This window comes from [Clostridium] celerecrescens 18A, from assembly GCF_002797975.1.
Taxonomy (GTDB): domain Bacteria; phylum Bacillota; class Clostridia; order Lachnospirales; family Lachnospiraceae; genus Lacrimispora; species Lacrimispora celerecrescens.
On record NZ_PGET01000001.1, the window covers coordinates 4,479,068 to 4,502,633 of the forward strand.

A 23,566-nucleotide genomic window follows, 5' to 3' on the forward strand; every position below is an offset into this window, starting at 1 on the left:
CCTTGCCAGGACGTTTCGAAAATGATATAATTCTACTGATGAGATAGAGTATATCTTTCCGGAAGTCCGGTAAGAGAAAATCTATGTAAAGCCGTTCCGATAGCAGTCGGAGCGGTTTTTTTTCGCATTAGGGCGTTGGGTATATAACGTTCCCTGTATTATCAACTATCTTAAAATCATATTTACGCCGATCTATAGGAACGAGGCTTAATGCTTGGTATACATCTGAAAGAACTCCCACATTTATAGCTGCTTCAACAAATTTCATTCCGCCTTCAGCTGAATTTGAATAGAGCGTAATGCTTTTAAGATCTTTAGTGTACTCATAATGAGTAAAAATTCCCTCGTATTTTTCATTGCTTATGAGTTTTTCTAGGTTTTCATCTATTCCGGTCTTTTTTAAGGCATCAACTGTAGATTTTCTTTCTGATTCCAGCATCATAACTGAATAATGTTTGTCATCATAAACAGAGGCGTTGAAATCGGAATCTTTCTCATTTAGTTTAATAACAAAATCATCAATTGTTTGATTATAAGACAACATTGCCAGATAGACAATTTCTGTCATTTTGGCGGACTGTGTAGCCTTTACCTCTTTTTCCTCTAGCATATCTGAAGAAGCTGAGGTGGGAGCTGCTGTTTTCGTTTTTTTAGCTGATACATTGTTCCCGCAAGCAGTGGTAGCAAGCGCTGTGGAAAATACTAGAAGCAAAAATATTTTTTTCATCATACTCGACCCCTTTTTCATTGTAATCATAAAAAGCCATAGGCTATTTTAATCTTATTTTGCTAAACTCAACTTTAATTAGTCATTTTGCATATATTGAATGGTTCAAAAAAAATTATGTATTCTTCCTTTTGCATGCCGAGGCCATATTTGGAATGATAACAATCTATTGCATCTTGGAGAAAAGACTCAGTTACGCAAAGATGTTCGGCAATCTCATATCGATTACAGCAACCAGCTTCCTTAGCAGAAATTATTTTTTCTATTGTCACCATTTTATTATAGGCCCAAAGCCTTGCAAAATTTTCCTGTTTCTGATTGGCGGTGCTTTCCATATTTAAAATTATACCAGAAGATGTATGATGGTGCCCTAATTCTTCAGCAAGTATACATGCTTTTTCTACACACGTTTCAATGCGATTACTAATTGCTATAGACCCATCACAGTATAAGCCTTTAATATTTTCACTCTTAAAAGGAACATAGTCGATGTGTAAACCAACGTCTGCCGCTTCCTGTTCTTCTTTTTCTAAGTCATTCATTACTCTGTTGCCCCCACATAATTCTATTTATTTCGTCTGCTTTTCACAAACTCAACGTAATTCATAATTTCTTCCATTTCCTCTTCTGACAGATCACCCCCGTCAAAATGAGCAGCTAAAGTTTCAGGAGCGCGATTATACTCTTGTCCTGTTGTTAGAAAATCCATTGATACATCGAAACGTTCTGCAATCTTCTGTAACTTATCTACTGACGGCGCAGACTTGTCCCATTTTGAAATGGTACCACTGCCGAAACCAAGCTCACTTTCAAGGTTTGGAATACTAATCCCATTAATCTTGCAAAGTTCACGAATACGTTCTTTTAGTGACATTTTATGCCTCCTTAAATTACATGAAAATTTTCCGGAAAAACCATTGACAAACTGAAAATATTCATGTAATATAAAGACATGACATGAAAATATTCAATTAAATGCCCTTTCCACTCAATGAATGCCAATTAAGAAGTTATGTAGCATGAAAAAAATCAGTTTATCTATAAAGATGATAGAATATTTTCGCCTATATGTCAATAGTTTTAGATGAAAATTTTCAATTAAGGAGGTGTTTTTGTGTTTTTCGACAAGATAAGAGCTCTCGCAGAGGAAAAAGGAATTTCAATTTACAAATTAGAAAAGGATGCAGAACTTTCAAAAGGTAGCATTTGTAAGTGGAATGAGAACATTCCGTCTGTAGATAAGATTCAAAGGGTTGCAAAATTATTGGGTGTAACCGTAGACAGCTTACTAGAAGACTCCCAGGATACATAACAGTACATTGAAAAGGAGGAGGTGAGAGAATGTCAGAAGCTGAAAAGAAGTGGAATGCCATGGAAAAAAGAATTGCTGACCTTGAAAGGAAAGTTCAAAGTCAGCAAGAAGCATTTAATTATTACCTGGATTATGAAAAGCAGAGCCAGGTTGAGCTTAAAGAGATTCTAAAAAATTTGTAAATCAGTTTTGGACTCGTTGATGACATCGATACAAACATGATGCAGTAAATTACCAAAGTCGGTGGGTTTAATCGTATTTTTACGAGTAGTTACAATAAACCCGTCATCAAGGTTTTCTTGATAAAACTTAAAAATTAATTGGTAATTAGGGGTGGCCTTGATTTCTTCATATATGCTCTCTATATGCATCTTAAAAGCCCAGATCGGAGTAGGCGGTATCCTTGTAAGGATTATGAGAGGAGGGAGAACAATGTCGGACAAACAATTTCTAACAATCAAGGACTGCGTGGAACGTCATGGCATAAGCCATAACACGATAGAGTCCCTGTTCAAACGTAAAGGATCTCCTGCCATCCGTGTTGGCCGCAGATGGCAGGTTGATGTAAACAAGTGGGATCAGTATCTGCTTAAATTAGCAGAAGAAAGTAAGGGGTGAAGGCAATGCAAAAGTACTTTGATAACTTAGATGATTACACTGACCACAGCAGACACCCCGTAATGGACAAGGTTATATGCTATATGAAGATGGCACTTATTTTTCTGGCAAGCTTGGCCTTGCTGTTTGCGGTATGCGGCTCGTTGGAAGTGATGTGAGAGGGGGCAAGCCATGGTGAATCAAGAACAGGACAACCAACTTTTGCAGGCAGTAAAAGAGCTCATTGAAAAGTGTATTCCAATGAGTGACATAGACTATGAGGCCTTTATAGCGGACTGGATTAGTAAGTTCGATGGACAGATCGACCCGTTTATGTCGAAGTTTTATGATGAGATGGTCAAGATAATCGATATATGCCGGAAGGATAAAAAAGAGACCCCAGCTGCGGGAACAGCCAGGGAATCCAAGTAACTGGTAATTAATTTACACCCTTATTATACATAGGGCTCAGGAGGAAATCAAGATGGAAGATGGAACTATTATGGTTAATGTATCTTTAGCCAGATATGAGAATGGAATACGTGCGATGGCGCGAATAGAAGCCTTAAAAGCCTTTGCTATCAAAAGCGATTACAATATTTCACGGGAGGACATTGCTAGCATTTTGGGATTTGAGCTTCCCGTAGAGGTAGAAAAAGATGAGTAAGAAATATCGTAAGCTCTGGATTCTTCTCAGGGAGAAACTGACTGATTATGAAAACAACGAGAAGGATCTGGAGGATAAGGAAGTCTATCATTTTGTACTGACTGAGATGAACAAAATGGAAGCTGCGGAATTTTTGGAGGATTAAGATGTTTAAGACAGAAAAGGATTTTATAGGCTATCAAGGAATTTGCTCACAAAAGGGAATCAATATAGAAAAGGATCGGGCTTTTGATTATGTTACGGAACAAATTAATACAGATCCATCTCTAAAAGAAGAATTCCAGAAAGCAATGGTAGACTGGTTCTTTTCGGGAGATTTCATAAAAGTGTATAGAGAAGAGGAGGAAATGTAATGTCAAAAGTAATCTGTATTGCCGGCGAGTCTGGTTCTGGGAAGACAACTTCCATGAGGAATTTAGATCCCAAATCTACATATTACATAGATGCGGACAAGAAAGGATTGTCCTGGAAAGGCTGGAGAGGTCAGTATAACGAGGAGAATAAGAACTACTTAAAATGTGATGATGCTAATGTGGTTCGGATGTATATTAAAAAGCTGGCACAGGATTGTCCTCGAATAAAGACCATTGTAATTGATACGATCAATGGCCTTATGGTGGCAGATGAAATGCGCCGGAGTAAGGAAAAAGGATTTGACAAGTGGGTAGATCTGGCTGCATGTGTCTGGGATCTGGTCTGCGAATGCTATGACTACCGAGATGATCTTATTATTATTTTTTCGGCCCATACACAAACGGACCATGACGAAAATGGATATATGTTCACCAGGATTAAGACTTCCGGGAAGAAGCTGGACAAGATTGTTCTTGAAAGTAAGTTTACTACAGTGCTTCTTTCCAAATGTGTTGATGGGAAATATCTGTTTGAAACTCAGGCCAAGAACAGCACGGCAAAAACTCCCTTAGGAGCATTTGAAACCTTTGAAATAGAAAATGACATTGTACAAGTTATTCAAGCATTGGAGGAATATTAAATGAGACAATTAAATGGTTTTGCACAGGCACAGGCTTATTCGGAAACGGACCGTCTCCCGATTGGTGGATATTTATTGAAAATTTTAGATGTGAAGTATCAGACAAATGACTGGGGGGATATTATTCTGCTTTCATTTGATGTGGTAGAAGGGGATCAGAAGGATTTCTTCTCTAACAATTACAAGGCTCAAACTGGTGAGGATAAAAAGTGGAAAGGAAATTACCGGTTGCGGGTTCCTAAAGATGATGGAAGCGATCAAGATGAATGGGCGATGCGCCGGTTCAAGACGGTGATTAAAAACTTTGAGGAATCCAATTCAGGCTATCACTGGAATTGGGACGAGCAGACATTAAAGGGTAAGCAGATTGGAGCTTTATTCAATAACAAAGAGTATGAGTTTGAAGGTCGCCGAGGTTTCTTCACCAACTGCCATAGCCTTGTGATGGCAGAGAAAATCCGTTCTGGAAAGTTTGAAGTACCAGACGATACTTTGTTAAAGAAGGGGAATGGACAAGTTCAGTCAGGACAATATACAAATTCTATCGGAGATGGCTTTATGAACATTCCAGACGGTGTAGAAGATGAAGGGCTACCCTTTAACTAAGGTGATTACATGGCGTATACAAACTTTGAAATTGACCGCTGCGTTGAATCTTTGGTTTTACTGGTGGATACAAGAGAACAACCAACGAAGCGCCTTAAAGACCGCCTGGAGGCTACGGGGCTGCCTTATGAACGCCAGAAGCTTGATGTGGGGGATTATTCATGCAAATGTACACTTCCTGGTGGGGAGTCTTTCGATCTCTCTGCCAGAGTGGTTATTGAGCGGAAAATGAACCTGGATGAACTCTGTATGTGTTTTGGGAAGGAACGGCCCCGGTTTGAACGGGAATTTGAGCGGGCGGCAGAAGCCGGGACAAAAGTTTATCTGCTGGTAGAGGGAGACAACTGGGAAAAGGCTTATAACGGGAAATATCGCAGTCTCCTAAAGCCGCAGGCGTTGGTTGCCAGTATTGATGCTTTTCGGGCAAGGTATGGAATGCAGCTGGATTTTTGCAAGCCTGAGACAACTGGAAAGCTGATCAGGGATATCCTGCATCGAGAGCTTAAGGAATATTTGCAGAGGTGTGATTAAATTGATGGTAGAAGAGATTAAGTCTACATACAGCATGAGGGATATTGTTTCCCAGTACGGCTTTCAATTGAATAGGAGGGGGTTCATTTCCTGCCCCTTCCATGAGGGGGACCGACAGGCTTCTCTTAAGGTTTACGACCGGGATTTTCACTGTCATGCCTGCGGAGCTAACGGGGATATATTTACTTTTGTTCAAATGATGGACAGTATTGGATTTAAAGAGGCGTTTCAAGTCCTTGGAGGAACCTATGAAAAACCGACTTTTGCCTCTAGGTTAACCGTTTATAAGTCCCAGAAGCGCCGGGACATGTTGAGGAAAGAGCAGGAGAGGCACGATAAAAAGAAATGGCTTAACTGTATGCTCATAGGTGTTTTCCGGGCATATATGGACCGTTCAGAGCCTTTGAGCGATGTCTGGTGTGATAGTTACAATGCCTTGCAATATCAGCTTTATGTGCAGGCAGAATTAAATGATAAAGAAGCGAGGTGGTAGCATGGTGCCGTTGAATGAGCTCACGGCAGAAACAATATTATCCAGTGCAATTTTGGCAGAAGTTTTTGACCAGGAAGACGAGCTGTACCGATCGGAGCTCCTTGCTTCCCTCGGTGTAAGAGCTGCGGAGCTAAAAGTAAAAACAGAATTCAGGGATATGGTGGCCGCATTTAAACGGGTTGAAAAGGAAATGAAGCGCCAGGAACGGGAAAAGAGCAGGATGCCCAGCTACCTTGATAATTGGACAAATTTTTCAGGCCCCTATGACAATATGCAGTGCAAGGAATGGCTTGCCACAGAAAACGGGATCTGCCTTAGAAACCCGTCTACGGGATATACAGATATACTGGCCTGCTATCATCCGATTCTTCCGATCGAGCGTTTGAAGAACCTGGAAACAGGAGAAGAGCAGATCAAACTGGCCTATAAACGGAATGGCCGGTGGGAGGAGATCATCGTTCCCAAGACTATGGTCACATCTGCAAATAAGATTGTGTCCCTGTCAGGCCGTGGGATTGCCGTTACCAGCGAGAATGCAAAGTATTTGGTGAGATATCTTGCTGATGTGGAAAATGCCAATGAGGAGCATATAGCTGTTCAGTATTCAACGTCAAAGCTGGGCTGGATCCGTGGAGGATTCCTACCTTACGATACAGAAATTGTTTTTGATGGAGACGCACGCTTCCGGCAGATTTATGAAAGCATTGGACAGGATGGAAGCCGGACGAAGTGGTTTGACCATGTGTCAGCCCTGCGTAAGGCAGGAAGAATAGAGGTCAAGTTCATGCTGGCTGCAGCGTTTTCCAGCGTACTTGTTCAGCCACTTGGAGGGCTTCCATATTTTGTTGATCTCTGGGGAGAAACGGAAGGCGGTAAAACCGTATCCCTGATGTTGGCAGCATCGGTCTGGGCTGATCCGGACGAGAGTGATTACATAAAGGATTATAAGGGCACAGAGGTCGGCTTAGAGGCCATCTGCGATCTGTTAAATAACCTTCCCTTGATTCTGGACGATTCCAGCAAAAAGAACCGGAAAATTGAAGATAACTTTGAGGGACTGGTGTATGATTTGTGTTCTGGAAAGGGAAAAACCCGTTCTAACAAGGACCTGGGACTGAATCGAGAAAACCACTGGAAGAACTGTATCCTAACTAACGGAGAGCGGCCTTTAAGCTCTTATGTGACCCAGGGCGGAGCAATTAACCGTATTCTTGAAATAGAGTGCGGGGAACGTGTTTTTGAAAGCCCTGGCAATACTGCAGAACTGGTTAAGCGGAATTACGGACATGCCGGCCGAGAATTTGTTGAGGTCATAAAAGAACTTGGTATTGAGAAGATCAGGGAAATTCAGCAAGAATTTGCAAAGCGGCTGGCCGATGATGAGAAGATGCAGAAGCAGAGCCTTTCCCTCTCCATTGTCCTTACGGCGGATAAGATCGCCACGGATTACCTGTTCAAAGACGGAGAGTATATCAGTTTGGAGGAAGCTAAAGAGGTCCTGGTGGACCGTAATGAACTTTCAGACAATGAACGCTGCTATCAATTTATCATGGACAAGGTAGCTATGAATCCGGCTCGGTTTAATGAGGACAACGAGAATATGGAGAAGTGGGGCGTAATCGAAAATGGATATGCGATTATTCATACCACTGCATTTACCGCGTTGTGCAGAGATGGCGGTTTCTCAAAAGCTTCATTCCTTTCTTGGGCGAGCCGCAAAGACTTTTTGCAAACAGATGGAATAAAGAGCAGAAAAGTGCTGGACAAAGTAAAAAGTTTCAATGGTAATAAGGTCCGGTGCGTCTTTCTCAAGCTCAACAATGATGTGGATAAGGACGGCTTTGTCCAAATTCATGGTAATGTTCAGGAAGAGCTCCCGTTTAAGTAGTAAAGTAACATATCGTGTGTCACCGCAAAAAGCTAGTATTTATCAGGGTTTGAGGGCTTTTTTACGGCATGGTAACACAGTAACAAACAAATAACACTACCTATATATGAGATATAAAATAAAAATATGTGTGATGAATTTAACAATGTTTTTAATAAAAAGTCTCGCGCGTATGGAACTATAAAAATCTGTGTTACTGTGTTACTTAACCCATAAAACCTTTATTTTATGCGGATTTGAGTGGTAACAAGCAAAAGGTTACTGCTATGTTACGGAGGTTACTCTATGATAGAAGAAACAAATATGAATGAATACCGGTCCCTGCTGGATCGTCTTAAGAGGAATAGAGAAAATGTACCCCTGGAGCTTCTTACAACGAAGTACCAGAAATCATACAATCAGCTAAAGGAAAAACTTAGGTCCATGACAAAAGAAATCCTTCAAGACATAGTGCTTAGTAATTTGCAGATTGAGCGGAATCATGCAAATGAGAAATACATGGAGATCAATACGGCAATCAGGGAATCCGGAATATTGGTAAAGGTGAGCCATGCAGTTTTCCTCCAACAGAATGCGGATCAGGTACTTGAATATGCTAATCAGCTGCGGGAGGTTGTTCACCGAATTGTGAAAGAGTGTGAAGAAGCCATTTAGATGATTATAAGCTCAGATGATAGTAATGTCGTAGACGACAATATGAGCGAAATTTGAGCTATCAGCGTGCGCCAGAGAGCGTGAGAAAGGAATATAACAATGGAAAAGTTTTACATAGTTACACCTAGAGATCCATAAAGAGTACTTGGATTACAAGACCATGTCAGAAAATGTAAATGATGCGTTTGTGGAGTTTGCAAAGGAGCAGGGTTTTGAAACTCATGAGTATTATCAGTTGGTACAGTACTTACATATTTGTCCGACAGATGGTGACACGGATAAGTTTGGAAAATATTTTAAGAAAGACGCCCCGGGCCTGTTTAAGAAAAATTCTCAGCTCGCGAAAGCCTGGGTTAATAAATGCCAGGCATTAGGGCTGAAATCGCCGTACAAACCCAATTTGGGATTTGAATTCAGAGTTTTCGGACGGACAAGCAGCAGATTGTTTATGATAAACGATGTTTTGTATGCAAGCCTTAGCGCAGATTGTGATTTTAAAAACCTTGCTGGACTTAATGAGATAAAGGCAAGTGAATTTTTTAAAGTCATTGAGGAGTATGAGGAGTCTTTAAAAAAGTAAAACCCATATTTAACTGAATAAGAAAGGAGGCGGAGCTATCCGGATAAAAGCTGCAGCGGCTCCTTTCAAAAAAATGGAAATTAAAGGATTGACCACGGAAGAGTGGAAGGCAGAAAAGAAGAAAAAGAAGGCACAGTTTACAGCAATGCAGAATCTGCCCTATGAGGTCAAGATAAAACGGGCAGAGCAGAGGGCCTATGAATTTATATCAGAGTTAGACGAGAGAAGACTGAACGCCCATGTGAGCGTTGGTGGTCTTGACAGTTTAGTTTTGTATCTATGGCTTAAGAGCATTGGAATTGATGTACCTGCCGTGTCAGTATCATCTTTGGAGGATCGGAGCATTCAACGGGTACATAAAGCCTTGGGAATCATAAGCATAGCACCTGGAAAGAGTAAGGTTGCTGTTTTGAATGAAGTGGGTTTTCCGGTCATCTCAAAAAAGATAGCTGGACGCATTGATACACTGCAGCACCCTACGGTGAAGAATAAAACGGTCCGCCATGCAATTATTACCGGGGAATGTGGAGCTCAAGGGCATTATGCGAAGAACAGCCGAATGAAGCTGCCACAGAAATGGCTTAACAAGTTTGGTGGATATGAAAATGAGAATGAAGGTGTAAATTACCAGATGCCGGACTTCCTTGTGTCAAACAAGTGTTGCTTGTTCATGAAGGAACAACCTTGCGACAAATGGGCCAAAGAGCATAACAGCCGTCCTTTCCTCGGACTTATGGCAAGCGAGGGAGGCCAGAGAGAAGAGGCTCTTATAGATCATGGGTGCAACTACTTTGGTAAGACAGTAATCCGCAGTGCGCCGTTTGCTCCCTTCATGCGGAATGACATTCTTACGTTAGCACTTGAAATGGATAAGTGGTACAAAGAACACCTTGAAATATTTGCAGCAGCATTCCATGAACAGCCATACGGTAAAAATAAAGACGGAAGTCTCAAAGAATACGAGCCACTGGATACCATCATTCCAGAGATATACGGAACGATAGATCGGGACGATAATGGAATGCTTTATACAACGGATGCACAGCGTACCGGATGCAGCATGTGTGGATTCGGAATCCACATGGAGAAGCGTCCACATAGATTTGATAAGCTGCGAGATCGAAATGAAAAAGAATGGGAATTCTGGATGTACAAATGCTGTGTTGACAAAGATACCGGAGAAAGATTTGGTTGGGGTAAGGTATTGGATTACATAGGCGTAGAATGGGAAAACAAATGGAACGAAGTTCCGAAGGATAAGGAGCAGATACCAGGGCAAATGAACATTGCTGATTATCCGGGATTAGTGCCTGAATCAATGATCAGCTAAACGAAGATTTTCAGGATTATTGTTCTTTGACAATTGAATATTGATAGTTGGTAGCAAATGCGGTATGATAAATCATATAATTCATACAAAGGGGGAAAGCGGAATGCTACAGATTGGAGCTTTGCTGATGTTGATTTCAGGACTGTGGGATATATTTGGTGCTTCAAAGAGGATTGACAAGAGCAAGCTTGGGGTGGGAGAGACCGTGGAAATTGCCGCAGAGAAAATCAAGAGTAGGGGAAGGCGTTTTATTTTGCTGGCAATAATAGCATCTATAGTTAGCTTATTCATGCCGCAGATTGTAATGTTAATTCTTTATTTCGTCAATTTGTTCTAGAATTTTTTTATAGATAAAATAGATTACCAACTATCAATATTCGATAGTTGGTTTTTTATTGTCCAAAAGGAGGAGATTGATTGAGAAAATCACCAAAAGAGCGCCGGAATCAGTATGTGCAAGCGCAGAGGATTACTATGGTAGAGGCAGCTATTGCAGTTAAAGCCCCGCCTGTCATGACCTTCTCTGCAACGATGCCGGCATTTACATATACAAGCTTATGTTCAGATCGGGGGCTACGGGAACCGCCGGCGAAAAGAAAGAAGGTAGAGTGTGAAACTAGATAATAATAAAAAGATCGTTGTTCAGGTTTATCCCAGTAGGAAGTTCGGAATAGTGATCGGCAGCAACGATGGCCTGATCGGGATCCTGCAGGACAACGGTGAGTACATAGATGTGCCTCAGGAGAGGTTGAGGATTATTTCAGAGGAGGTGGAGAAGGATGGAAAATACAAGGGCAATATCAAATAACAAGAAATGTCTGTGTTGTGAAAAATTATATCCTTCTGACACAGATCAGAAAAGGTGTACTTGTGAGCGGGCAGGGTGGTTGTTCGCAGTTGGGACTTGGCACCAGCCGAAGATCAAGGGCAAGCATTGACAGCAGGGAGGTGACGAAGATAGATAAAGAAATTTTGATTGAATATTCCGATGCACTGGCTCGGATGAAGCTTCTACGGGAGCAACTGCAGAAAAAGCAGGAACACCTAGACAGGCTTAGGGAGCGGGGGTATGTGGTAGCGGATACAGTGACCATGGGGAAGAGAGGAAAGAAGCCCCTGGGAACAGCAGTGATCATCGGGTACCCGTTTCCTGAATCCCAGAGAGCTTCCAGGGCCTATGAAAGGTGTTACGCCATCTTGATGGATGAGGAGGAGGAGCTTCTGGAGTTGATCGGAGAGGTGGAGGAGTACATAGCTGGGATCGATAAGGTGGAGATCAGAAACATTATGACCTTGTACTATGTGGAGAATATGAATTGGGTGCAGGTGGCCCATAGAATGAATGACTTGTACAAGGATCAGATCTTTAAGGGAAAGATGAGATGTTACACGGATGATAGCTGTCGTTGCAAACATGATAGGTTTCTGGAAAAAGATTGAAAACGACGGCTACGACGGTTTTTTAGTGATATTATTTAAACTAGGAAACCTGAAAAAACAGAGGAGGAAAATAATTATGGAAAATAGATTTTGTTTACAGATGGTGAGTTGTGGTGAGGGTTGCTGTGGTAACGGTGGTTCAGAAAACGTATATTCTACAGAAGAGACCGTATGTGGTAAATGGATTGACGGTAAGCCGATTTACCGGAAGGTGATTTCCGGGACACTTGCTGCAAACAGTGGAAACTCAATTGCATTTGCAAATGTGCCTGAACTTAATATAGATCGGGTAATCAATTTGTACGGAAACATGGTTGAGAAACAAAATGTGCAAATTACATTACAGACATCCTATAATCGTACAAATGGATTGTTTGCTGCAATAAATATGGTTTACAATAATACTACTAAAAACATTGATTATCATTTTTTAAACAATGAAGGTACTTACTCTGGTTGTACAGCCTACGTGGTCATCGAATACACAAAACAGTAATGCCCCCTATGGCTGCCTGCTGTAAGCATGATGGCTACAATCTTCTGGAATTAGCATTTATATGTATTTTTGAAAAAAAGGCTATTAAAAAAACATAAGCGAGGTAAATTATATGTGCGAAGATAAAAAGAGTTGTATTACAATTAACTGTGGGTGTTGTAGTAATAGCAATGGTAATGGTAATAGCAATGGTAATGGCAATGGCAATGATAGCACACCAGTTGGAACCGTAATTTCGTATATGGGAACAAGTGCTCCCGAGCATTACTTCATATGCGACGGAACTATTTATAATATTGCTGATTACAAAGATTTTTCACAATTCATTAGAGATCAATTTGGTTCTTATGATTTTTTTGGAGGTGACGGAACTACAACCTTTGCCATACCCGATTTAAGAAACGAATTTTTAAGAGGTTATCATGGAGATAAAACAGAAAAACTTTCAGGTGATATAGGTATACATCAGAAAGCAACAAATCATTTAGGCCTAATGGCATACGGAGGCTCCACCCGATTACTTCAAAGTAGGTCAGTTGATTCGAATACTACAGAAACACAGACCGAAGTAGATAGTTATCGTTTAGGAGTCAACTGGAGAAACTATGGTCAAAGTGCTATAGGAAATGATGTTGGAGGTGTAGGTACATATACGTCTCGCCCAACCAACACAGCAGTTCTTTATTGTATTAAATACGAATAAAGCATTACTGATAGTGTACCAAGCAAGACATTACAGTAATGGCTTAGCTTTGACGGCTGCCAGGTGTAACAGCTTGGCAGCTGATTGATACAGTTCTTTGTTTCCTGGTTTCTGTATCTGTATAAAAGCTAAACAAAAACTAGAGCAATACTTATTCTCCTTTTTGAAAACGCTTGTCGAAATTTGGCCGATGGGTGTTTTCTTTTGGTAAAATATGGTGTATAATAAAAGAAAATGATATAGGGGGAATAAGAGTCATGGAGAAGGAATATTCGCCAGAGGGTTATCTATATAAAGATGCATATATGGGAAATATGGAGTCTTATCAGAAAAAGATTAATTACTTAGCAAACACTGTGCAGCCAGAAGAGTGGGGGTATTCTGAAGCTGAGGGAAATTATAAAGAGAATTTCATTTTAAAAAATTATATTTTATATACATACGATCAAGTAAAAGAAGAAGGAAAGATAGAGATTTCCTCTGATGGCAATAACATGTGCTTCAACACAGGTCTGCAAACTCTGAATGGAAACGATATTTTTGCTTTTTTTGCAACTTGCACAAGTAAGGTTGCTAAGCCTGATCAGAAGTGGTATTTTATAGGTTTTTGCCAAGGTGTAGAAAGTAGGATGAAATGTTTTTCAAAGCTCCCTGATGTAGCGGATTATTTTACCAATCCCTCTGATTTTATTTTTGATCGTAAATTGGAATTAATATTGGACTATGATCATATAATAGATGATAATTACGAAAGATTTGTAGATATAGGCTATACCGATAAACATTTGATAAAAGCATTACTTATGAATGCGACAGCAACAATAAAAGAAAAGTTAAAAAGAAATTACAAATTGGCCATTCCTCAATATTTTACTGATAAGGGTACTGGTGAATCTAAAATTCAATTATTACTACCTTTATTTTTAAAAGGAAACAATAATATTGCTGATTTAGCGCTGGTGGTGGATAAAACAAATCACAATTATATTGGAAAGACGGTTTTGACGATTGGATGGGCATATGTAAACTCAAGACGCATTGTTAAGCCAGATGCTGATTGGCTTAAAATTTAGGCTTGCAAATTACTACAATATGTAGTATATTTGATACAGACGTTTAATTAGATTATAAAAAGTAGAGATTTTATTAGTGTTCTATCATAGTTTTATAAGTATAATAGTTTTATTGTAGACTCTTATAAGATTTAAAAGAGGCGCCCGTGCGGTGCCTCTTTTTTCATGAGGCGGTCAACACCGTCTCTTTTTTTGATAACAATACATCACTGAGAAAGCACCTGTATTGGTTATGCCTTGATAGGTGTTTCCTTTTGGGAAATTTGGGCGTATGATAGAAGAAAAGCAAAGGATAGAAACGTATGTATGTATTAGGTTTTCTTTGTTACTTTGCACCTATAGCGGTAATTATCATTATTTTAGCGATAATCAATAGTTAAGAGGCGGTCAATCCCGTCTCTTTTTTAATATCCAAAACAAACGAATGAGAAAAAGCAACAAAATAAAAACTTTCTTGTGGATAGTTATTGACATACGGTGCACCGTATGATATGATATATACATAAGGAGGTGAGATACAGATGAGAGGCAGAAGCCGAAAGAAAAAGCCCGATAGCAAACTCAAGACTTGGCTGGTCGGAGTGCTAACGGACTTAATAGTAGGAATAATCCTTCTATTCATTTCAAAGCTACTCAAGTAGCGGAGAGGGGCGAAAGCCCTTCTCTATAACTTATTATAACACACTCATCTGTATAAAATCAATATGTCGGATAATTTGAGATTTTTAGGTATCTTCTTCATCGCCTTGGCATGTGCGAGACTAGCAATAGGCTTGTATTGTATGTGGAGGGATAGCCGTGGAAGAAAAGAAGATTAGGTCACAGGACAAATGGAACGCAAAAGCTGGTCTGATCAGTAAATCCTATAAACTGAAACGGGAATTGACAGAACAGTTCGCAGAGGCCTGTGAGAAGGCAGGAGTTAGCCAGGCAGGACAGATTACCAAAATGATGAAAGAGTTTATTGCTGAACAGAATAAGTAGTACAGAGAAGCATTCGGGAAACCGGGTGCTTTTTCTATTGCATGAAAATGTTTTGATATCTAAAACGACGAAAGGAGTGAGACTGATGGCATTGACAGCCAAACAGAAAATATTTGCAGATGAATACCTGATTGATCTTAATGCCACCAGGGCTTACAAGGTGGCGTATCCCAGGGTCAAGAAGGATGAAACGGCTAGAGCAAACAGCAGCCGAATGCTAACAAATGCTAACGTTGCCGTTTATGTTGAAAAGCGCATGAAAGACCGGGAGAAGCGTACTGAGATCACACAGGACATGGTTTTAAAGGAGTTAGCAAAGATCGGTTTTGCAGATGTCACTGACTTTGTGACGATTGAAAGCAAAGGGAGCTATAAAGCAGTACAGGTAAAGTCCACAGGTGAAATGCCCGAGGATAAGCTGGGGGCCATTGCCGGCATTAAAGAAGGGGCTAATGGGATAGAGATCAAGCTGAATGATAAGGGCAAGGCCCTAGAACTGATCGGCAGGCACTTGGGTATGTTTAAGGATAAGCTCGAAGTATCTGGAGAGGTTAAGACTACAAATCCTTATGCGGGCCTAACCACGGACGAATTAAAGAAGCTGATACGCGATGGATAGAGAGACAGTAATAAGAGGTGCAAAGATAGAACTTGCTAGGCGTGAGTTCTTTTTTTATTGCAATCTGAAAGCACCGGATTTCTACAAAGAGGATCGTAAGTACTTAGTAGAGCTTTGTAATGACTTCCAGGACTTTATACAGTCTGACGATGAAGTGATGATTGTAAATGAGCCACCAAGGCACGGTAAAAGCCGAACGGCGGGTCTATTGGTGGAATGGGTACTTGGAAATGACCAGTCACAGAAGATTATGACCGGATCATACAATGAAACACTTTCCACAATGTTCTCCAAAAACGTCCGTAATGATATCCAGGAAGTAAAAGCTGATCAGAGTAAGATTGTCTTTTCAGACGTATTTCCAGGAGTGTGCATCAAGCAGGGCGATGGAGCTATGAACCTTTGGAGTCTTGAAGGAGGATACAATAACTATCTGGCCACTTCACCCACTGGAACGGCCACAGGCTTTGGAGCGTCCCTTCTGATCATAGATGACCTAATCAAAAATGCAGAGGAAGCGAACAATGAGTTAACAAAAGAAAAACATTGGTCATGGTTCACTGATACCATGCTGTCCCGTCTAGAAGAGGGCGGTAAGATTATCATCATCATGACCAGATGGGCCAGCGACGATTTGGCAGGCCGGGCATTGGAGCATTTTAAGGAGGCAGGCGCTAAGGTTCGGCACATCTGCATGAAGGCCTTGTTGAATCCTGAAACACACGAGATGCTTTGCCCCGAGGTATTATCTTATAAATCCTATCAAGCCAAAATAAAGGCAATGGGAGCGGACATTGCCTCTGCAAACTATCAGCAGGAGCCAATTGACCTGAAAGGAAAACTGTATACCAGCTTTAAAACCTATAGTGGAGAGTTACCGGAGTTTAAAGAGATCCGGAATTACACCGATACGGCTGATACCGGCGAAGATTATCTTTGCAGTATTGATTATGGAGTTACCTTTGCAAACGAAGCTTATGTCCTAGATGTTCTTTATACCAAAGAGCCTATGGAAGTAACGGAGCCGGCAACTGCAAAAATGCTTTATGAAGATGGAGTGGATGTTTCCAAGATAGAGTCAAATAACGGCGGCCGCAGTTTTGCCCGTAATGTGGAACGAATCCTTCAGGAGAAATTTGATAGTAATCATACAACGATCAAATGGTTCCATCAAAGTAAGAATAAGCAGGCCAGGATATACTCGAATTCCTCATGGGTTATGCAGCACATTTATTACCCAAAGGATTGGAAAAACCGCTGGCCGGAATATTACAATGCTATGAACCGGTACCAGAGAGAAGGCCAGAATAAGCATGATGATGCCCCTGATGCCACAACGGGCATTGCAGAAAACTGTGGTAAGAAATCAGGAATATCTATCTTTAAATAAGGCAGGTGAGAAAAATGAATGATGAAAAGCCCAATATTGATGTAGTGAAAGAACTAATTAAGAACCGGGCCAGCTGGCACCGGCAGCATGTGAAGCGCTGTCAGGAGGCAGATCGGTATTACAGGAACGAAAACGATATATTGAAGCGTGGAGTGAGGGGACAAGATTCCGGGCCACTCCGAAGTGCTGATAATCGAATTCCTCGTAACTTTCACGGCCTCCTGGTGAATCAAAAGGCGGCCTATATGTTTGCTGCACCTCCGTTGTTTGATATTGGTAAAGAGGAAGTGAACAAGCGGATTGCAGACGTATTGGGAGATTATTATCCAAAGATATGTAAGGATCTATGTGTTAACGCCTCTAATCACGAATGTGCCTGGATCCACTACTGGAAAGATGAAGGTGGAAACTTCTGCTATGGTGTTGTGGATTCGGAACAGATCATTCCCATTTACTGTAGTGATTTGGATCGGGCGTTGATTGCCGTGTTAAGGACTTACAAAGATATTGATTTTGCATCAGGCAAGGAAATCACTATCTGGGAATACTGGGATAATGAAAGATGCTACAGCTATTACCGTACAAGCAGCGCCATTTCCACTGCCGGGCTTTCGGAATATAATGTTTTCCCGGGTCTTTCAGAAGATGAAGCTACTGAAAAGGGAAATATCTTTAATCATGGTTGGGGAGAGGTTCCCTTTGTTTCTTTTTACAACAACAACATATCCACCAATGACCTGGTGAACATCAAACCGCTGGTAGATGCCTATGACAAGGTATTCACCGGCTTTTTAAATGACCTGGAGGACATCCAAGAAGTTATTTTTATTCTTACCAATTACGGCGGCGAGGATAAAAAGGAGTTCATTGACGATCTTAAAAAGTATAAGATGATCAAGCTTGATGATGATGGGGACGATGGAAGTAAAACAGGTGTGGAGACTCTGACGATCAGTATCCCGATTGAAGCTAGGGAGAAGTTTCTGGAAATGACCAGGAAGGCGATTTTTGAGCAGGGACAGGGCGTGGATCCGGACCCGCAGAAGTTCGGTAATGCATCGGGGGAAGCACTGAAGTACTTATACTCTCTCTTGGAGCTGAAAGCCGGTCTTATGGAGACTGAGTTCAAACTGGGATTTGGACGGCTAGTTCGGGCTATCTGTAAGTACCTTGTTGCTGAATGTGGTCAGATCATACAGACCTGGACCCGGTCCGCAATAAGGAGTGATTCTGAGCTTGCTGATATATGTGAGAAGAGCGTAGGCGTGGTATCCAATAAGACAATCCTTAAAAACCATCCGTTTGTAGAAAATGCTGATGAGGAAGAGAAGCAGCTGGAGAAAGAAAAAATGAAGGCCGCAGAGGAAACTGACGAATACCGAAGGGCATTTCAGAAGCAGGCAGAGGGAGACCAAGGCGGTGAAATAGATGGCGAAGAAGAATAGTTCTTACTGGAAAGAACGAATGGCAGCACTGGAAGATGAGCAGTACAGCCTAAGTGTGGCATACTACCGGGATCTGGAAAAGCAGTTTGATGAAGCCTCTAAGCTATTACAGATGGATATTGAACGCTGGTATAATCGACTGGCGGACAATAACGGAGTAAGCTATGCCAAAGCCAAGAAAATGCTTAAGGCCAGTGAACTGGATGAATTTAAATGGACCGTTCAGCAATACATAAAAGCCGGGAAAGAGAATGCTGTTGATCAGCGCTGGTTAAAAGAATTAGAAAATGCTTCTGCCAGATACCATATTTCTAGGCTTGAGGCTATGAAATTGCAGATCAGGCAGCACGCTGAACTTCTATCTACAACTTATGAGGGTGGCACGATTGGGTTTCTCCATAATGCATATACAGAAAATTATTACCATACCGCCTTTGAAATAGCCAAGGGAACAGGAGTGGGGAGTAATCTGACACGCTTGGACCCTAAGATAATAGACACGGTCATTCGTAAGCCATGGGCGCAGGACGGATCCAGCTTCTCAGATCGTATATGGACTAACAAAGAGAAGCTGGTTACTAAGTTGCATACAGAGCTTTCTCAGAGCATAATCCGGGGATCTGATCCGAAGAAGGCGATTCGGAACCTAACACAGGTGATGGATGTAAGTCGAAGTCAGGCGGGACGCTTAATCATGACGGAATCCGCTGCCATAGCTTCCACGGCCCAGAAGGATTGCTTTAAAGAGCTAGGAGTAGAGCAGTATGAGATCTTGGCCACGCTGGACACCCATACCTCAGATATATGCCGGGATATGGATGAAAAAGTCTTTGATATGAAGGATTATGAAGTAGGAGTTACAGCGCCTCCTTTTCACCCTCATTGCAGGACAACAACAGTTCCCCATTTCGATGATGAGTTTTCAACCGTTGAGATGAGAGCTGCCAGAGATCCAGTTACAGGTAAGTCTATGGAAGTACCGGCCAGCATGACTTATAAGCAATGGCATGAAGAGTTTGTGGAGAATGATCCTCAGGCGGCCTTACTGGAGAAGATGCAGAAGAATGAGGTGGCAGATAGAAATCAGTTTAAGGATTATAAGGCGGTTTTCGGAAAAGATATCCCTCAATCATTTGCAGAATTTCAGAATATGAAGTATACTAGAATTGAGGAATGGGAAAGGGTAAAATCAGAAAAACAAAGTCGTATCAATCAGATGGACTTCTCCCAGATGGGCGGATTAAAAGCAAGGCTTGGAAATAAAGAGGTTCGCTTATGGTATAAGTTACAGGATGAGAAAATACCAGATATGGTTAATAAAACGCAGCCTTTAAAAGAACAGGCTGCACAAGCATTTAGTCTTAGAAATGAACATAGAACTCAGGCAAGGGAACTCATGAAAGATAAAAAAGCCCGTGAGGAGTTGGATAAAGCCCATAAGAATCCTTCGTTTGAACAGATAATGGAGCATAAAAAGAAAAAGTATGGCCTGACAGATGAAGAAGCCTACCAGGATATCATTCGTAGTAGCGCTACAACAAATAAAAAGTATGACCGTATTGCAGGAGTAGAAGGGGAGGAGGAAAAGAGATGAGGACTTACCAGATGAATGGAAAGCCGGAAATTTTGGAATTTACAAACTATGAGAGAATGGATGAAGAAAAGCTCTTTTCTAACGTATACGAAAGATTGAAGGAGAATTCGGATATTAGCATAGGCGAAAAGCAGACCGGACCTTCTGAAGACTTCTATGAATGCACCTTTTCAGGATCGCCTTTCATACTGTTTTTTGATATTGATTATGGTCCAAGTGTATATGCGGAAAGCCCAGAAGTTATGCAAGAATTGATACATTATTTTGAGTTACCAACAAATATCTAGAAGGTGAAAAACAAATAAGTGTGACATATTATCACATCAAGGATTTAAATCTATTGGGAAAAGAAGAAGATTACGTTCCGTATTTGTATAAGCCGGGCGAAGGTTGGATTGCGGATAATGATAATGTCTTGATGGATCGGTTTATGGGATATGATGATTCAGAGCCAGCCGATTCGCCATACAAGATTGGGAACACAAGCATTATGGATCTTGTGGAAGAAATAAGGGAAAAGGAAGTGGAGAAGTTCATAGAAAATTTGTAGATACCACCAGTTAGAAATGACCGGTGGTATTTTTATATTCAAAAGTTGTGATATCGCAACAGGAAGGAGAACGGAATGAAATATCGAAAGAAACCTGTGGTAATTGAGGCTTTTAAGTGGACAGGAGGACCCGATCAGGAAGAGGATCCGGTATGGATTGTGGAAGCCATCAAAAAAGGAGAGGTATTGTTTAGGAATATCGGAGGCCCTGATGTCCAGTGCTGCATTAACACATTGGAAGGGACAATTCCGCTTCTGTTGGTGACTACATCATCAAGGGCGTAAAAGGAGAGCTTTATCCTTGCAAGCCTGATATCTTCGAAGCTACTTATGAACCAGTAGAATAATAGGAGGTGATTCGATTATCCCCCTCAGGGTGGCGGGGTGAAGCTACCTATTGAATGATACAGTTATCAAACGCGCAGGACTTCCTGGGCGTTATTTTATTGCAAGGAAAGGATGAGATCATGAAAAAAGAAGAATTCATTGCACTTGGAATCAGTGAGGAGCAGGCAACAAAGGCGGCAGAAGCTTCTAAAAAGGAGCTGGAGTCCTATGTTCCGAAGGCGGATTATGATGCCGCTAATCAAGCAAAAGGACAACTAGAAAATGACATCAAGGACCGGGATAAACAGCTGGAGACCTTGAAAAAGAACAGTGGGGACAATGCAGGGCTACAAAAGCAGATTGAAACCCTACAGGCAGAAAACAAGGCAGCTAAGGAAAAAAACGAAGCAGACATGAAAGAACTGAAGCTTTCCACAGCTATTAAGGTAGCTCTCGCCGGTTCTGCCCATGATGTTGATATTGTCACCGGACTTGTGGATAAGACAAAACTGATACTGGCTGACGATGGCAAGGTATCCGGCCTGGAGGAGCAGATCAAGACCATAAAGGAATCCAAAACATTTTTGTTTAAAGAATCCGATCCGGGCAAAGGAGGTACTGGAAAAGAATCAGGTGCAGGAGGCTACAAACCCAGAGCTGGCAGTACTAACGAAAATGGTTTCGGGAAGGGAATTGCAGAGACCTTAAATAAGACTGCTGAGGCTGCAGAAAATCCTTATGCCAAGGCATGGGGCTAATAAAAAATGAAAGTGAGGAAATAAAATGTTTTTATCAAAGAAAACCTTTGGGAATACCCCAGAATTTTTGAAAAGTGAAAGGTACCAAAACGTCAGCTGCACGGTAAGCGATGTCGGTGTTACAGCTGATGAGCATGGAAAGAAGTTAGTATCAGCGGGTACACTTCTGGACAAAGACGGAAAAGCGGTAAAGATTACAAGGAGCGGTTCCGCAGGGGCTTATATCTATACGCTGGCATCTGTCCCTGCTGGTATCCTGTTTGAGACCACTGAGGTTACACACGGCCCGCAGCCGGGTGCGCTAATGATTGATGGGTCTGTCAACACTGAGCGTCTACAGGGAGATTATGCCGTGGAAGCTGTGCCACAACTGATAACAAAAATGCAATTTATCAAGTTTTTTGTTGATGGCGAATTACAGATTAAGGAGGGCTAAGACATGCCAAGAGTAGAAGAATTATTAACACCCAGGGATCTGATTGATTACACAAAGGAACGTACCCAGGAAGCCTATATGGGGGAATATTTATTCCCGGAAGACAAAAAGGAGGCGCTGGAAATTGACATGGTAAAGGGCGCTAGCAACTTACCTGTATCCGCAAAGGTCCATGCTTTTGATACTGAGGCCGAGATCGGATCCAGAGAAGGCATCGAGGTATTCACTCAGGATCTGGCTCTGATCAAAAAGAAAATCAAGATTCCAGAGAAAACAATCATCGCTTTGGAAAGTCCTAGAAATGACCGGGAAGAGGAGGATATGATTAAGAATATTTTCCGTGATGTAGATAATCTGGTTGCTTCTGTCCGTACTCGTGTAGAGTGTATGAGAATGGAGGCCCTTTCCACTGGTAAGATCGTAATTAATGAAAATGGGGTCAAAGCCTCCATTGATTACGGAATGCCGGCAGAGCATAAGTCAAGTAAGACTTGGCTTTCCGGAAGTCCCACGATCCTGGAAGACATGGAAGAGATGGTGGAAACCATAGTGGATGATACCGGATTCACTCCTGTTAGAGCGTTGACTTCCAAGAAGAACCTAAGCGCCATCTTGCGTGATGAAAGGATCCGGGCAGCTGTGTTTGGTGTAAACAGTTCCAAGCTTTTGACCGTGGCAGAGCTTAACGCATTTCTTGCCCAGCAAAAGCTTCCTCAGATTGCTATTTACGATAAAAAGTACCGTATTCAGGATACAAAAGGAAAATACAGTGCAAAACGTTTCCTTCCTGAAAATGCTTTTGTCATGATGCCCGAGGGTAAGATGGGAGATACCTTCTACGGAGTGACTGCAGAGGAGTTAGAACTTAGAAGAAATTCTGATGTTGAAATTTCCGAGGTTGGGAAGATTATTGTCTGCCAGTACAATACCATTGATCCGGTGGCCAAGTGGATCAAGGCCGTGGCTACGGCGCTGCCTTCCTTCCCTTATGCCGATCAGGTATTTGTTGCTACCATTTCATAAGGAGGATTCTATGGAACTGGGAAGATTAAAAGAATTACTGGGGATATCGAAGGAAGATGTCTCCCAGGATCCCCAGCTTACATTTATCATGGAGGACGTGGAAGAAACGGTAAGGAACTACTGCCATATCAAAAACGTACCAGTAGGGCTTGTAAATACCTGCTACCGCATGGCGATAGATTTATACAGGCATGAAGGGCTGGGAGAAGGAGAGGCGCCGATTACAGTCAGTTCTATATCGGAAGGGGATACCAAAACCAGCTTTTCCAGTGCGACCGGTACCTTACAGGGAAGTATCTTAAAAAGCTACAAGGCGCAGCTGAATCGATATCGAAAGACCGGGTGATAA

The 23,566-nt window shown here is 41.6% G+C and carries 38 protein-coding genes; 35 read left to right on the forward strand and 3 right to left on the reverse strand.

Annotated elements, in window-relative coordinates:
* Nucleotides 1-127: 127 nt before the first annotated feature.
* The 3 genes from H171_RS20285 to H171_RS20295 form a co-directional block, all read right to left on the reverse strand.
* Nucleotides 128-730, reverse strand: coding sequence for a hypothetical protein (locus tag H171_RS20285; protein ID WP_100306746.1), 603 nt, complete (start codon nucleotides 728-730; stop codon nucleotides 128-130).
* Nucleotides 731-801: 71 nt separating this feature from the next.
* Nucleotides 802-1,269: an ImmA/IrrE family metallo-endopeptidase gene (locus tag H171_RS20290; RefSeq protein WP_100306747.1), complete on the reverse strand. Its 468-nt coding sequence runs from the start codon at nucleotides 1,267-1,269 to the stop codon at nucleotides 802-804.
* Nucleotides 1,270-1,292: 23 nt separating this feature from the next.
* The gene (locus H171_RS20295) at nucleotides 1,293-1,601 is read right to left on the reverse strand and encodes a helix-turn-helix domain-containing protein (RefSeq protein WP_100306748.1); all 309 of its coding nucleotides are present in this window, start codon (nucleotides 1,599-1,601) and stop codon (nucleotides 1,293-1,295) included.
* Nucleotides 1,602-1,841: 240 nt separating this feature from the next.
* Between H171_RS20295 and H171_RS20300 the strand changes: the two genes are divergently transcribed.
* From H171_RS20300 to H171_RS20465, 35 genes are all read left to right on the forward strand, one after another.
* Nucleotides 1,842-2,039, forward strand: coding sequence for a helix-turn-helix domain-containing protein (locus H171_RS20300; RefSeq protein WP_100306749.1), 198 nt, complete (start codon nucleotides 1,842-1,844; stop codon nucleotides 2,037-2,039).
* A gap of 29 nt (nucleotides 2,040-2,068) precedes the next feature.
* The gene (locus H171_RS24230) at nucleotides 2,069-2,221 is read left to right on the forward strand and encodes a hypothetical protein (protein ID WP_157803196.1); all 153 of its coding nucleotides are present in this window, start codon (nucleotides 2,069-2,071) and stop codon (nucleotides 2,219-2,221) included.
* A 250-nt stretch (nucleotides 2,222-2,471) separates the two neighbouring features.
* Nucleotides 2,472-2,657: a MerR family transcriptional regulator gene (locus tag H171_RS20310; protein WP_100306751.1), complete on the forward strand. Its 186-nt coding sequence runs from the start codon at nucleotides 2,472-2,474 to the stop codon at nucleotides 2,655-2,657.
* Between the two features lie 5 nt (nucleotides 2,658-2,662).
* Nucleotides 2,663-2,815, forward strand: coding sequence for a hypothetical protein (locus H171_RS24235; protein ID WP_157803197.1), 153 nt, complete (start codon nucleotides 2,663-2,665; stop codon nucleotides 2,813-2,815).
* 13 nt (nucleotides 2,816-2,828) lie between these two features.
* The gene (locus tag H171_RS20315; RefSeq protein ID WP_100306752.1) at nucleotides 2,829-3,068 is read left to right on the forward strand and encodes a hypothetical protein; all 240 of its coding nucleotides are present in this window, start codon (nucleotides 2,829-2,831) and stop codon (nucleotides 3,066-3,068) included.
* 52 nt (nucleotides 3,069-3,120) lie between these two features.
* A complete protein-coding gene (locus tag H171_RS20320; RefSeq protein WP_100306753.1) occupies nucleotides 3,121-3,303 on the forward strand; it encodes a hypothetical protein in 183 nt (60 codons plus the stop codon).
* Nucleotides 3,296-3,448 carry a trigger factor gene (locus H171_RS20325; protein WP_100306754.1) on the forward strand — a complete coding sequence of 51 codons (153 nt, stop codon included), beginning with the start codon at nucleotides 3,296-3,298 and terminating at the stop codon, nucleotides 3,446-3,448. Before H171_RS20320 ends, H171_RS20325 begins: the two co-directional genes overlap by 8 nt.
* Nucleotide 3,449: 1 nt before the next feature.
* Entirely contained in the window at nucleotides 3,450-3,656 is a 207-nt protein-coding gene (locus tag H171_RS20330; RefSeq protein WP_100306755.1) for a hypothetical protein, read from the forward strand.
* Nucleotides 3,656-4,297: an AAA family ATPase gene (locus H171_RS20335; protein ID WP_100306756.1), complete on the forward strand. Its 642-nt coding sequence runs from the start codon at nucleotides 3,656-3,658 to the stop codon at nucleotides 4,295-4,297. Before H171_RS20330 ends, H171_RS20335 begins: the two co-directional genes overlap by 1 nt.
* Nucleotides 4,298-4,903, forward strand: a complete 606-nt coding sequence (locus tag H171_RS20340; RefSeq protein WP_100306757.1) for a hypothetical protein — start codon at nucleotides 4,298-4,300, stop codon at nucleotides 4,901-4,903.
* 9 nt (nucleotides 4,904-4,912) lie between these two features.
* Nucleotides 4,913-5,434: an ERCC4 domain-containing protein gene (locus H171_RS20345; RefSeq protein ID WP_242977022.1), complete on the forward strand. Its 522-nt coding sequence runs from the start codon at nucleotides 4,913-4,915 to the stop codon at nucleotides 5,432-5,434.
* On the forward strand, nucleotides 5,427-5,927 hold the full coding sequence (locus H171_RS20350) for a CHC2 zinc finger domain-containing protein (protein ID WP_242977024.1): 501 nt from the start codon (nucleotides 5,427-5,429) through the stop codon (nucleotides 5,925-5,927). Before H171_RS20345 ends, H171_RS20350 begins: the two co-directional genes overlap by 8 nt.
* A gap of 1 nt (nucleotide 5,928) precedes the next feature.
* Nucleotides 5,929-7,815 (forward strand): DUF927 domain-containing protein, encoded by a 1,887-nt coding sequence (locus H171_RS20355; protein ID WP_100306759.1) that lies wholly within the window; start codon nucleotides 5,929-5,931, stop codon nucleotides 7,813-7,815.
* 285 nt (nucleotides 7,816-8,100) lie between these two features.
* The gene (locus H171_RS20360; RefSeq protein WP_100306760.1) at nucleotides 8,101-8,469 is read left to right on the forward strand and encodes a hypothetical protein; all 369 of its coding nucleotides are present in this window, start codon (nucleotides 8,101-8,103) and stop codon (nucleotides 8,467-8,469) included.
* 160 nt (nucleotides 8,470-8,629) lie between these two features.
* On the forward strand, nucleotides 8,630-9,049 hold the full coding sequence (locus H171_RS20365) for a hypothetical protein (protein ID WP_242977026.1): 420 nt from the start codon (nucleotides 8,630-8,632) through the stop codon (nucleotides 9,047-9,049).
* Between the two features lie 73 nt (nucleotides 9,050-9,122).
* Nucleotides 9,123-10,379: a hypothetical protein gene (locus H171_RS20370; RefSeq protein ID WP_100306761.1), complete on the forward strand. Its 1,257-nt coding sequence runs from the start codon at nucleotides 9,123-9,125 to the stop codon at nucleotides 10,377-10,379.
* Between the two features lie 103 nt (nucleotides 10,380-10,482).
* Entirely contained in the window at nucleotides 10,483-10,716 is a 234-nt protein-coding gene (locus H171_RS20375) for a hypothetical protein (protein WP_100306762.1), read from the forward strand.
* Nucleotides 10,717-10,796: 80 nt separating this feature from the next.
* A complete protein-coding gene (locus tag H171_RS20380; protein WP_100306763.1) occupies nucleotides 10,797-11,003 on the forward strand; it encodes a hypothetical protein in 207 nt (68 codons plus the stop codon).
* Nucleotides 10,990-11,187 carry a hypothetical protein gene (locus H171_RS20385; protein ID WP_100306764.1) on the forward strand — a complete coding sequence of 66 codons (198 nt, stop codon included), beginning with the start codon at nucleotides 10,990-10,992 and terminating at the stop codon, nucleotides 11,185-11,187. The genes H171_RS20380 and H171_RS20385 overlap by 14 nt, the downstream gene beginning before the upstream one ends.
* 17 nt (nucleotides 11,188-11,204) lie before the next feature.
* A complete protein-coding gene (locus tag H171_RS20390; RefSeq protein WP_100306765.1) occupies nucleotides 11,205-11,819 on the forward strand; it encodes a hypothetical protein in 615 nt (204 codons plus the stop codon).
* A gap of 76 nt (nucleotides 11,820-11,895) precedes the next feature.
* On the forward strand, nucleotides 11,896-12,315 hold the full coding sequence (locus H171_RS20395; RefSeq protein ID WP_100306766.1) for a hypothetical protein: 420 nt from the start codon (nucleotides 11,896-11,898) through the stop codon (nucleotides 12,313-12,315).
* Between the two features lie 112 nt (nucleotides 12,316-12,427).
* Nucleotides 12,428-13,018: a phage tail protein gene (locus tag H171_RS20400; protein ID WP_100306767.1), complete on the forward strand. Its 591-nt coding sequence runs from the start codon at nucleotides 12,428-12,430 to the stop codon at nucleotides 13,016-13,018.
* 257 nt (nucleotides 13,019-13,275) lie between these two features.
* Nucleotides 13,276-14,091, forward strand: a complete 816-nt coding sequence (locus H171_RS20405) for a DUF3825 domain-containing protein (RefSeq protein ID WP_100306768.1) — start codon at nucleotides 13,276-13,278, stop codon at nucleotides 14,089-14,091.
* A gap of 798 nt (nucleotides 14,092-14,889) precedes the next feature.
* On the forward strand, nucleotides 14,890-15,075 hold the full coding sequence (locus H171_RS20410; protein WP_092241713.1) for a hypothetical protein: 186 nt from the start codon (nucleotides 14,890-14,892) through the stop codon (nucleotides 15,073-15,075).
* Nucleotides 15,076-15,160: 85 nt separating this feature from the next.
* Entirely contained in the window at nucleotides 15,161-15,694 is a 534-nt protein-coding gene (locus H171_RS20415; RefSeq protein WP_100306769.1) for a terminase small subunit, read from the forward strand.
* Complete coding sequence (gene terL, locus H171_RS20420) at nucleotides 15,687-17,084, forward strand: phage terminase large subunit (protein WP_100306770.1); 1,398 nt, start codon at nucleotides 15,687-15,689, stop codon at nucleotides 17,082-17,084. Before H171_RS20415 ends, terL begins: the two co-directional genes overlap by 8 nt.
* A 14-nt stretch (nucleotides 17,085-17,098) precedes the next feature.
* Complete coding sequence (locus tag H171_RS20425) at nucleotides 17,099-18,529, forward strand: phage portal protein (protein ID WP_100306771.1); 1,431 nt, start codon at nucleotides 17,099-17,101, stop codon at nucleotides 18,527-18,529.
* On the forward strand, nucleotides 18,513-20,123 hold the full coding sequence (locus H171_RS20430; protein WP_166433637.1) for a minor capsid protein: 1,611 nt from the start codon (nucleotides 18,513-18,515) through the stop codon (nucleotides 20,121-20,123). Before H171_RS20425 ends, H171_RS20430 begins: the two co-directional genes overlap by 17 nt.
* Complete coding sequence (locus H171_RS20435; protein ID WP_100306772.1) at nucleotides 20,120-20,410, forward strand: hypothetical protein; 291 nt, start codon at nucleotides 20,120-20,122, stop codon at nucleotides 20,408-20,410. Before H171_RS20430 ends, H171_RS20435 begins: the two co-directional genes overlap by 4 nt.
* A gap of 53 nt (nucleotides 20,411-20,463) precedes the next feature.
* Complete coding sequence (locus tag H171_RS20440; protein ID WP_157803198.1) at nucleotides 20,464-20,673, forward strand: hypothetical protein; 210 nt, start codon at nucleotides 20,464-20,466, stop codon at nucleotides 20,671-20,673.
* A gap of 75 nt (nucleotides 20,674-20,748) precedes the next feature.
* Nucleotides 20,749-20,958 carry a hypothetical protein gene (locus tag H171_RS20445; protein WP_330404267.1) on the forward strand — a complete coding sequence of 70 codons (210 nt, stop codon included), beginning with the start codon at nucleotides 20,749-20,751 and terminating at the stop codon, nucleotides 20,956-20,958.
* 182 nt (nucleotides 20,959-21,140) lie between these two features.
* Nucleotides 21,141-21,758 carry a phage scaffolding protein gene (locus tag H171_RS20450; RefSeq protein ID WP_100307602.1) on the forward strand — a complete coding sequence of 206 codons (618 nt, stop codon included), beginning with the start codon at nucleotides 21,141-21,143 and terminating at the stop codon, nucleotides 21,756-21,758.
* Between the two features lie 25 nt (nucleotides 21,759-21,783).
* Complete coding sequence (locus H171_RS20455; RefSeq protein ID WP_100306774.1) at nucleotides 21,784-22,194, forward strand: hypothetical protein; 411 nt, start codon at nucleotides 21,784-21,786, stop codon at nucleotides 22,192-22,194.
* A gap of 3 nt (nucleotides 22,195-22,197) precedes the next feature.
* Nucleotides 22,198-23,217: a major capsid protein gene (locus tag H171_RS20460; protein ID WP_100306775.1), complete on the forward strand. Its 1,020-nt coding sequence runs from the start codon at nucleotides 22,198-22,200 to the stop codon at nucleotides 23,215-23,217.
* Between the two features lie 10 nt (nucleotides 23,218-23,227).
* On the forward strand, nucleotides 23,228-23,563 hold the full coding sequence (locus H171_RS20465) for a phage head-tail connector protein (protein WP_100306776.1): 336 nt from the start codon (nucleotides 23,228-23,230) through the stop codon (nucleotides 23,561-23,563).
* Nucleotides 23,564-23,566: the final 3 nt, after the last annotated feature.

Excerpts from the sequence above, each read along its gene's own strand:
- H171_RS20445 (WP_330404267.1), top strand. The coding sequence starts at position 20,749 with ATGAAATATCGAAAGAAACCTGTGGTAATTGAGGCTTTTAAGTGGACA.
- H171_RS20400 (WP_100306767.1), top strand. The coding sequence starts at position 12,428 with ATGTGCGAAGATAAAAAGAGTTGTATTACAATTAACTGTGGGTGTTGT.
- H171_RS20365 (WP_242977026.1), top strand. The coding sequence starts at position 8,630 with ATGTCAGAAAATGTAAATGATGCGTTTGTGGAGTTTGCAAAGGAGCAG.
- H171_RS20455 (WP_100306774.1), top strand. The coding sequence starts at position 21,784 with ATGTTTTTATCAAAGAAAACCTTTGGGAATACCCCAGAATTTTTGAAA.
- H171_RS20360 (WP_100306760.1), top strand. The coding sequence starts at position 8,101 with ATGATAGAAGAAACAAATATGAATGAATACCGGTCCCTGCTGGATCGT.
- H171_RS20345 (WP_242977022.1), top strand. The coding sequence starts at position 4,913 with ATGGCGTATACAAACTTTGAAATTGACCGCTGCGTTGAATCTTTGGTT.
- H171_RS20430 (WP_166433637.1), top strand. The coding sequence starts at position 18,513 with ATGGCGAAGAAGAATAGTTCTTACTGGAAAGAACGAATGGCAGCACTG.
- H171_RS20460 (WP_100306775.1), top strand. The coding sequence starts at position 22,198 with ATGCCAAGAGTAGAAGAATTATTAACACCCAGGGATCTGATTGATTAC.
- H171_RS24235 (WP_157803197.1), top strand. The coding sequence starts at position 2,663 with ATGCAAAAGTACTTTGATAACTTAGATGATTACACTGACCACAGCAGA.
- H171_RS20330 (WP_100306755.1), top strand. The coding sequence starts at position 3,450 with ATGTTTAAGACAGAAAAGGATTTTATAGGCTATCAAGGAATTTGCTCA.
- H171_RS20340 (WP_100306757.1), top strand. The coding sequence starts at position 4,298 with ATGAGACAATTAAATGGTTTTGCACAGGCACAGGCTTATTCGGAAACG.
- H171_RS20465 (WP_100306776.1), top strand. The coding sequence starts at position 23,228 with ATGGAACTGGGAAGATTAAAAGAATTACTGGGGATATCGAAGGAAGAT.
- H171_RS20290 (WP_100306747.1), bottom strand. The coding sequence starts at position 1,269 with ATGAATGACTTAGAAAAAGAAGAACAGGAAGCGGCAGACGTTGGTTTA.
- H171_RS20335 (WP_100306756.1), top strand. The coding sequence starts at position 3,656 with ATGTCAAAAGTAATCTGTATTGCCGGCGAGTCTGGTTCTGGGAAGACA.
- H171_RS20395 (WP_100306766.1), top strand. The coding sequence starts at position 11,896 with ATGGAAAATAGATTTTGTTTACAGATGGTGAGTTGTGGTGAGGGTTGC.
- H171_RS20310 (WP_100306751.1), top strand. The coding sequence starts at position 2,472 with ATGTCGGACAAACAATTTCTAACAATCAAGGACTGCGTGGAACGTCAT.
- terL (WP_100306770.1), top strand. The coding sequence starts at position 15,687 with ATGGATAGAGAGACAGTAATAAGAGGTGCAAAGATAGAACTTGCTAGG.
- H171_RS20295 (WP_100306748.1), bottom strand. The coding sequence starts at position 1,601 with ATGTCACTAAAAGAACGTATTCGTGAACTTTGCAAGATTAATGGGATT.
- H171_RS20435 (WP_100306772.1), top strand. The coding sequence starts at position 20,120 with ATGAGGACTTACCAGATGAATGGAAAGCCGGAAATTTTGGAATTTACA.
- H171_RS24230 (WP_157803196.1), top strand. The coding sequence starts at position 2,069 with ATGTCAGAAGCTGAAAAGAAGTGGAATGCCATGGAAAAAAGAATTGCT.
- H171_RS20415 (WP_100306769.1), top strand. The coding sequence starts at position 15,161 with ATGGCATTGACAGCCAAACAGAAAATATTTGCAGATGAATACCTGATT.
- H171_RS20355 (WP_100306759.1), top strand. The coding sequence starts at position 5,929 with ATGGTGCCGTTGAATGAGCTCACGGCAGAAACAATATTATCCAGTGCA.
- H171_RS20425 (WP_100306771.1), top strand. The coding sequence starts at position 17,099 with ATGAATGATGAAAAGCCCAATATTGATGTAGTGAAAGAACTAATTAAG.
- H171_RS20285 (WP_100306746.1), bottom strand. The coding sequence starts at position 730 with ATGATGAAAAAAATATTTTTGCTTCTAGTATTTTCCACAGCGCTTGCT.
- H171_RS20375 (WP_100306762.1), top strand. The coding sequence starts at position 10,483 with ATGCTACAGATTGGAGCTTTGCTGATGTTGATTTCAGGACTGTGGGAT.
- H171_RS20405 (WP_100306768.1), top strand. The coding sequence starts at position 13,276 with ATGGAGAAGGAATATTCGCCAGAGGGTTATCTATATAAAGATGCATAT.
- H171_RS20320 (WP_100306753.1), top strand. The coding sequence starts at position 3,121 with ATGGAAGATGGAACTATTATGGTTAATGTATCTTTAGCCAGATATGAG.
- H171_RS20315 (WP_100306752.1), top strand. The coding sequence starts at position 2,829 with ATGGTGAATCAAGAACAGGACAACCAACTTTTGCAGGCAGTAAAAGAG.
- H171_RS20325 (WP_100306754.1), top strand. The coding sequence starts at position 3,296 with ATGAGTAAGAAATATCGTAAGCTCTGGATTCTTCTCAGGGAGAAACTG.
- H171_RS20450 (WP_100307602.1), top strand. The coding sequence starts at position 21,141 with ATGAAAAAAGAAGAATTCATTGCACTTGGAATCAGTGAGGAGCAGGCA.
- H171_RS20370 (WP_100306761.1), top strand. The coding sequence starts at position 9,123 with ATGGAAATTAAAGGATTGACCACGGAAGAGTGGAAGGCAGAAAAGAAG.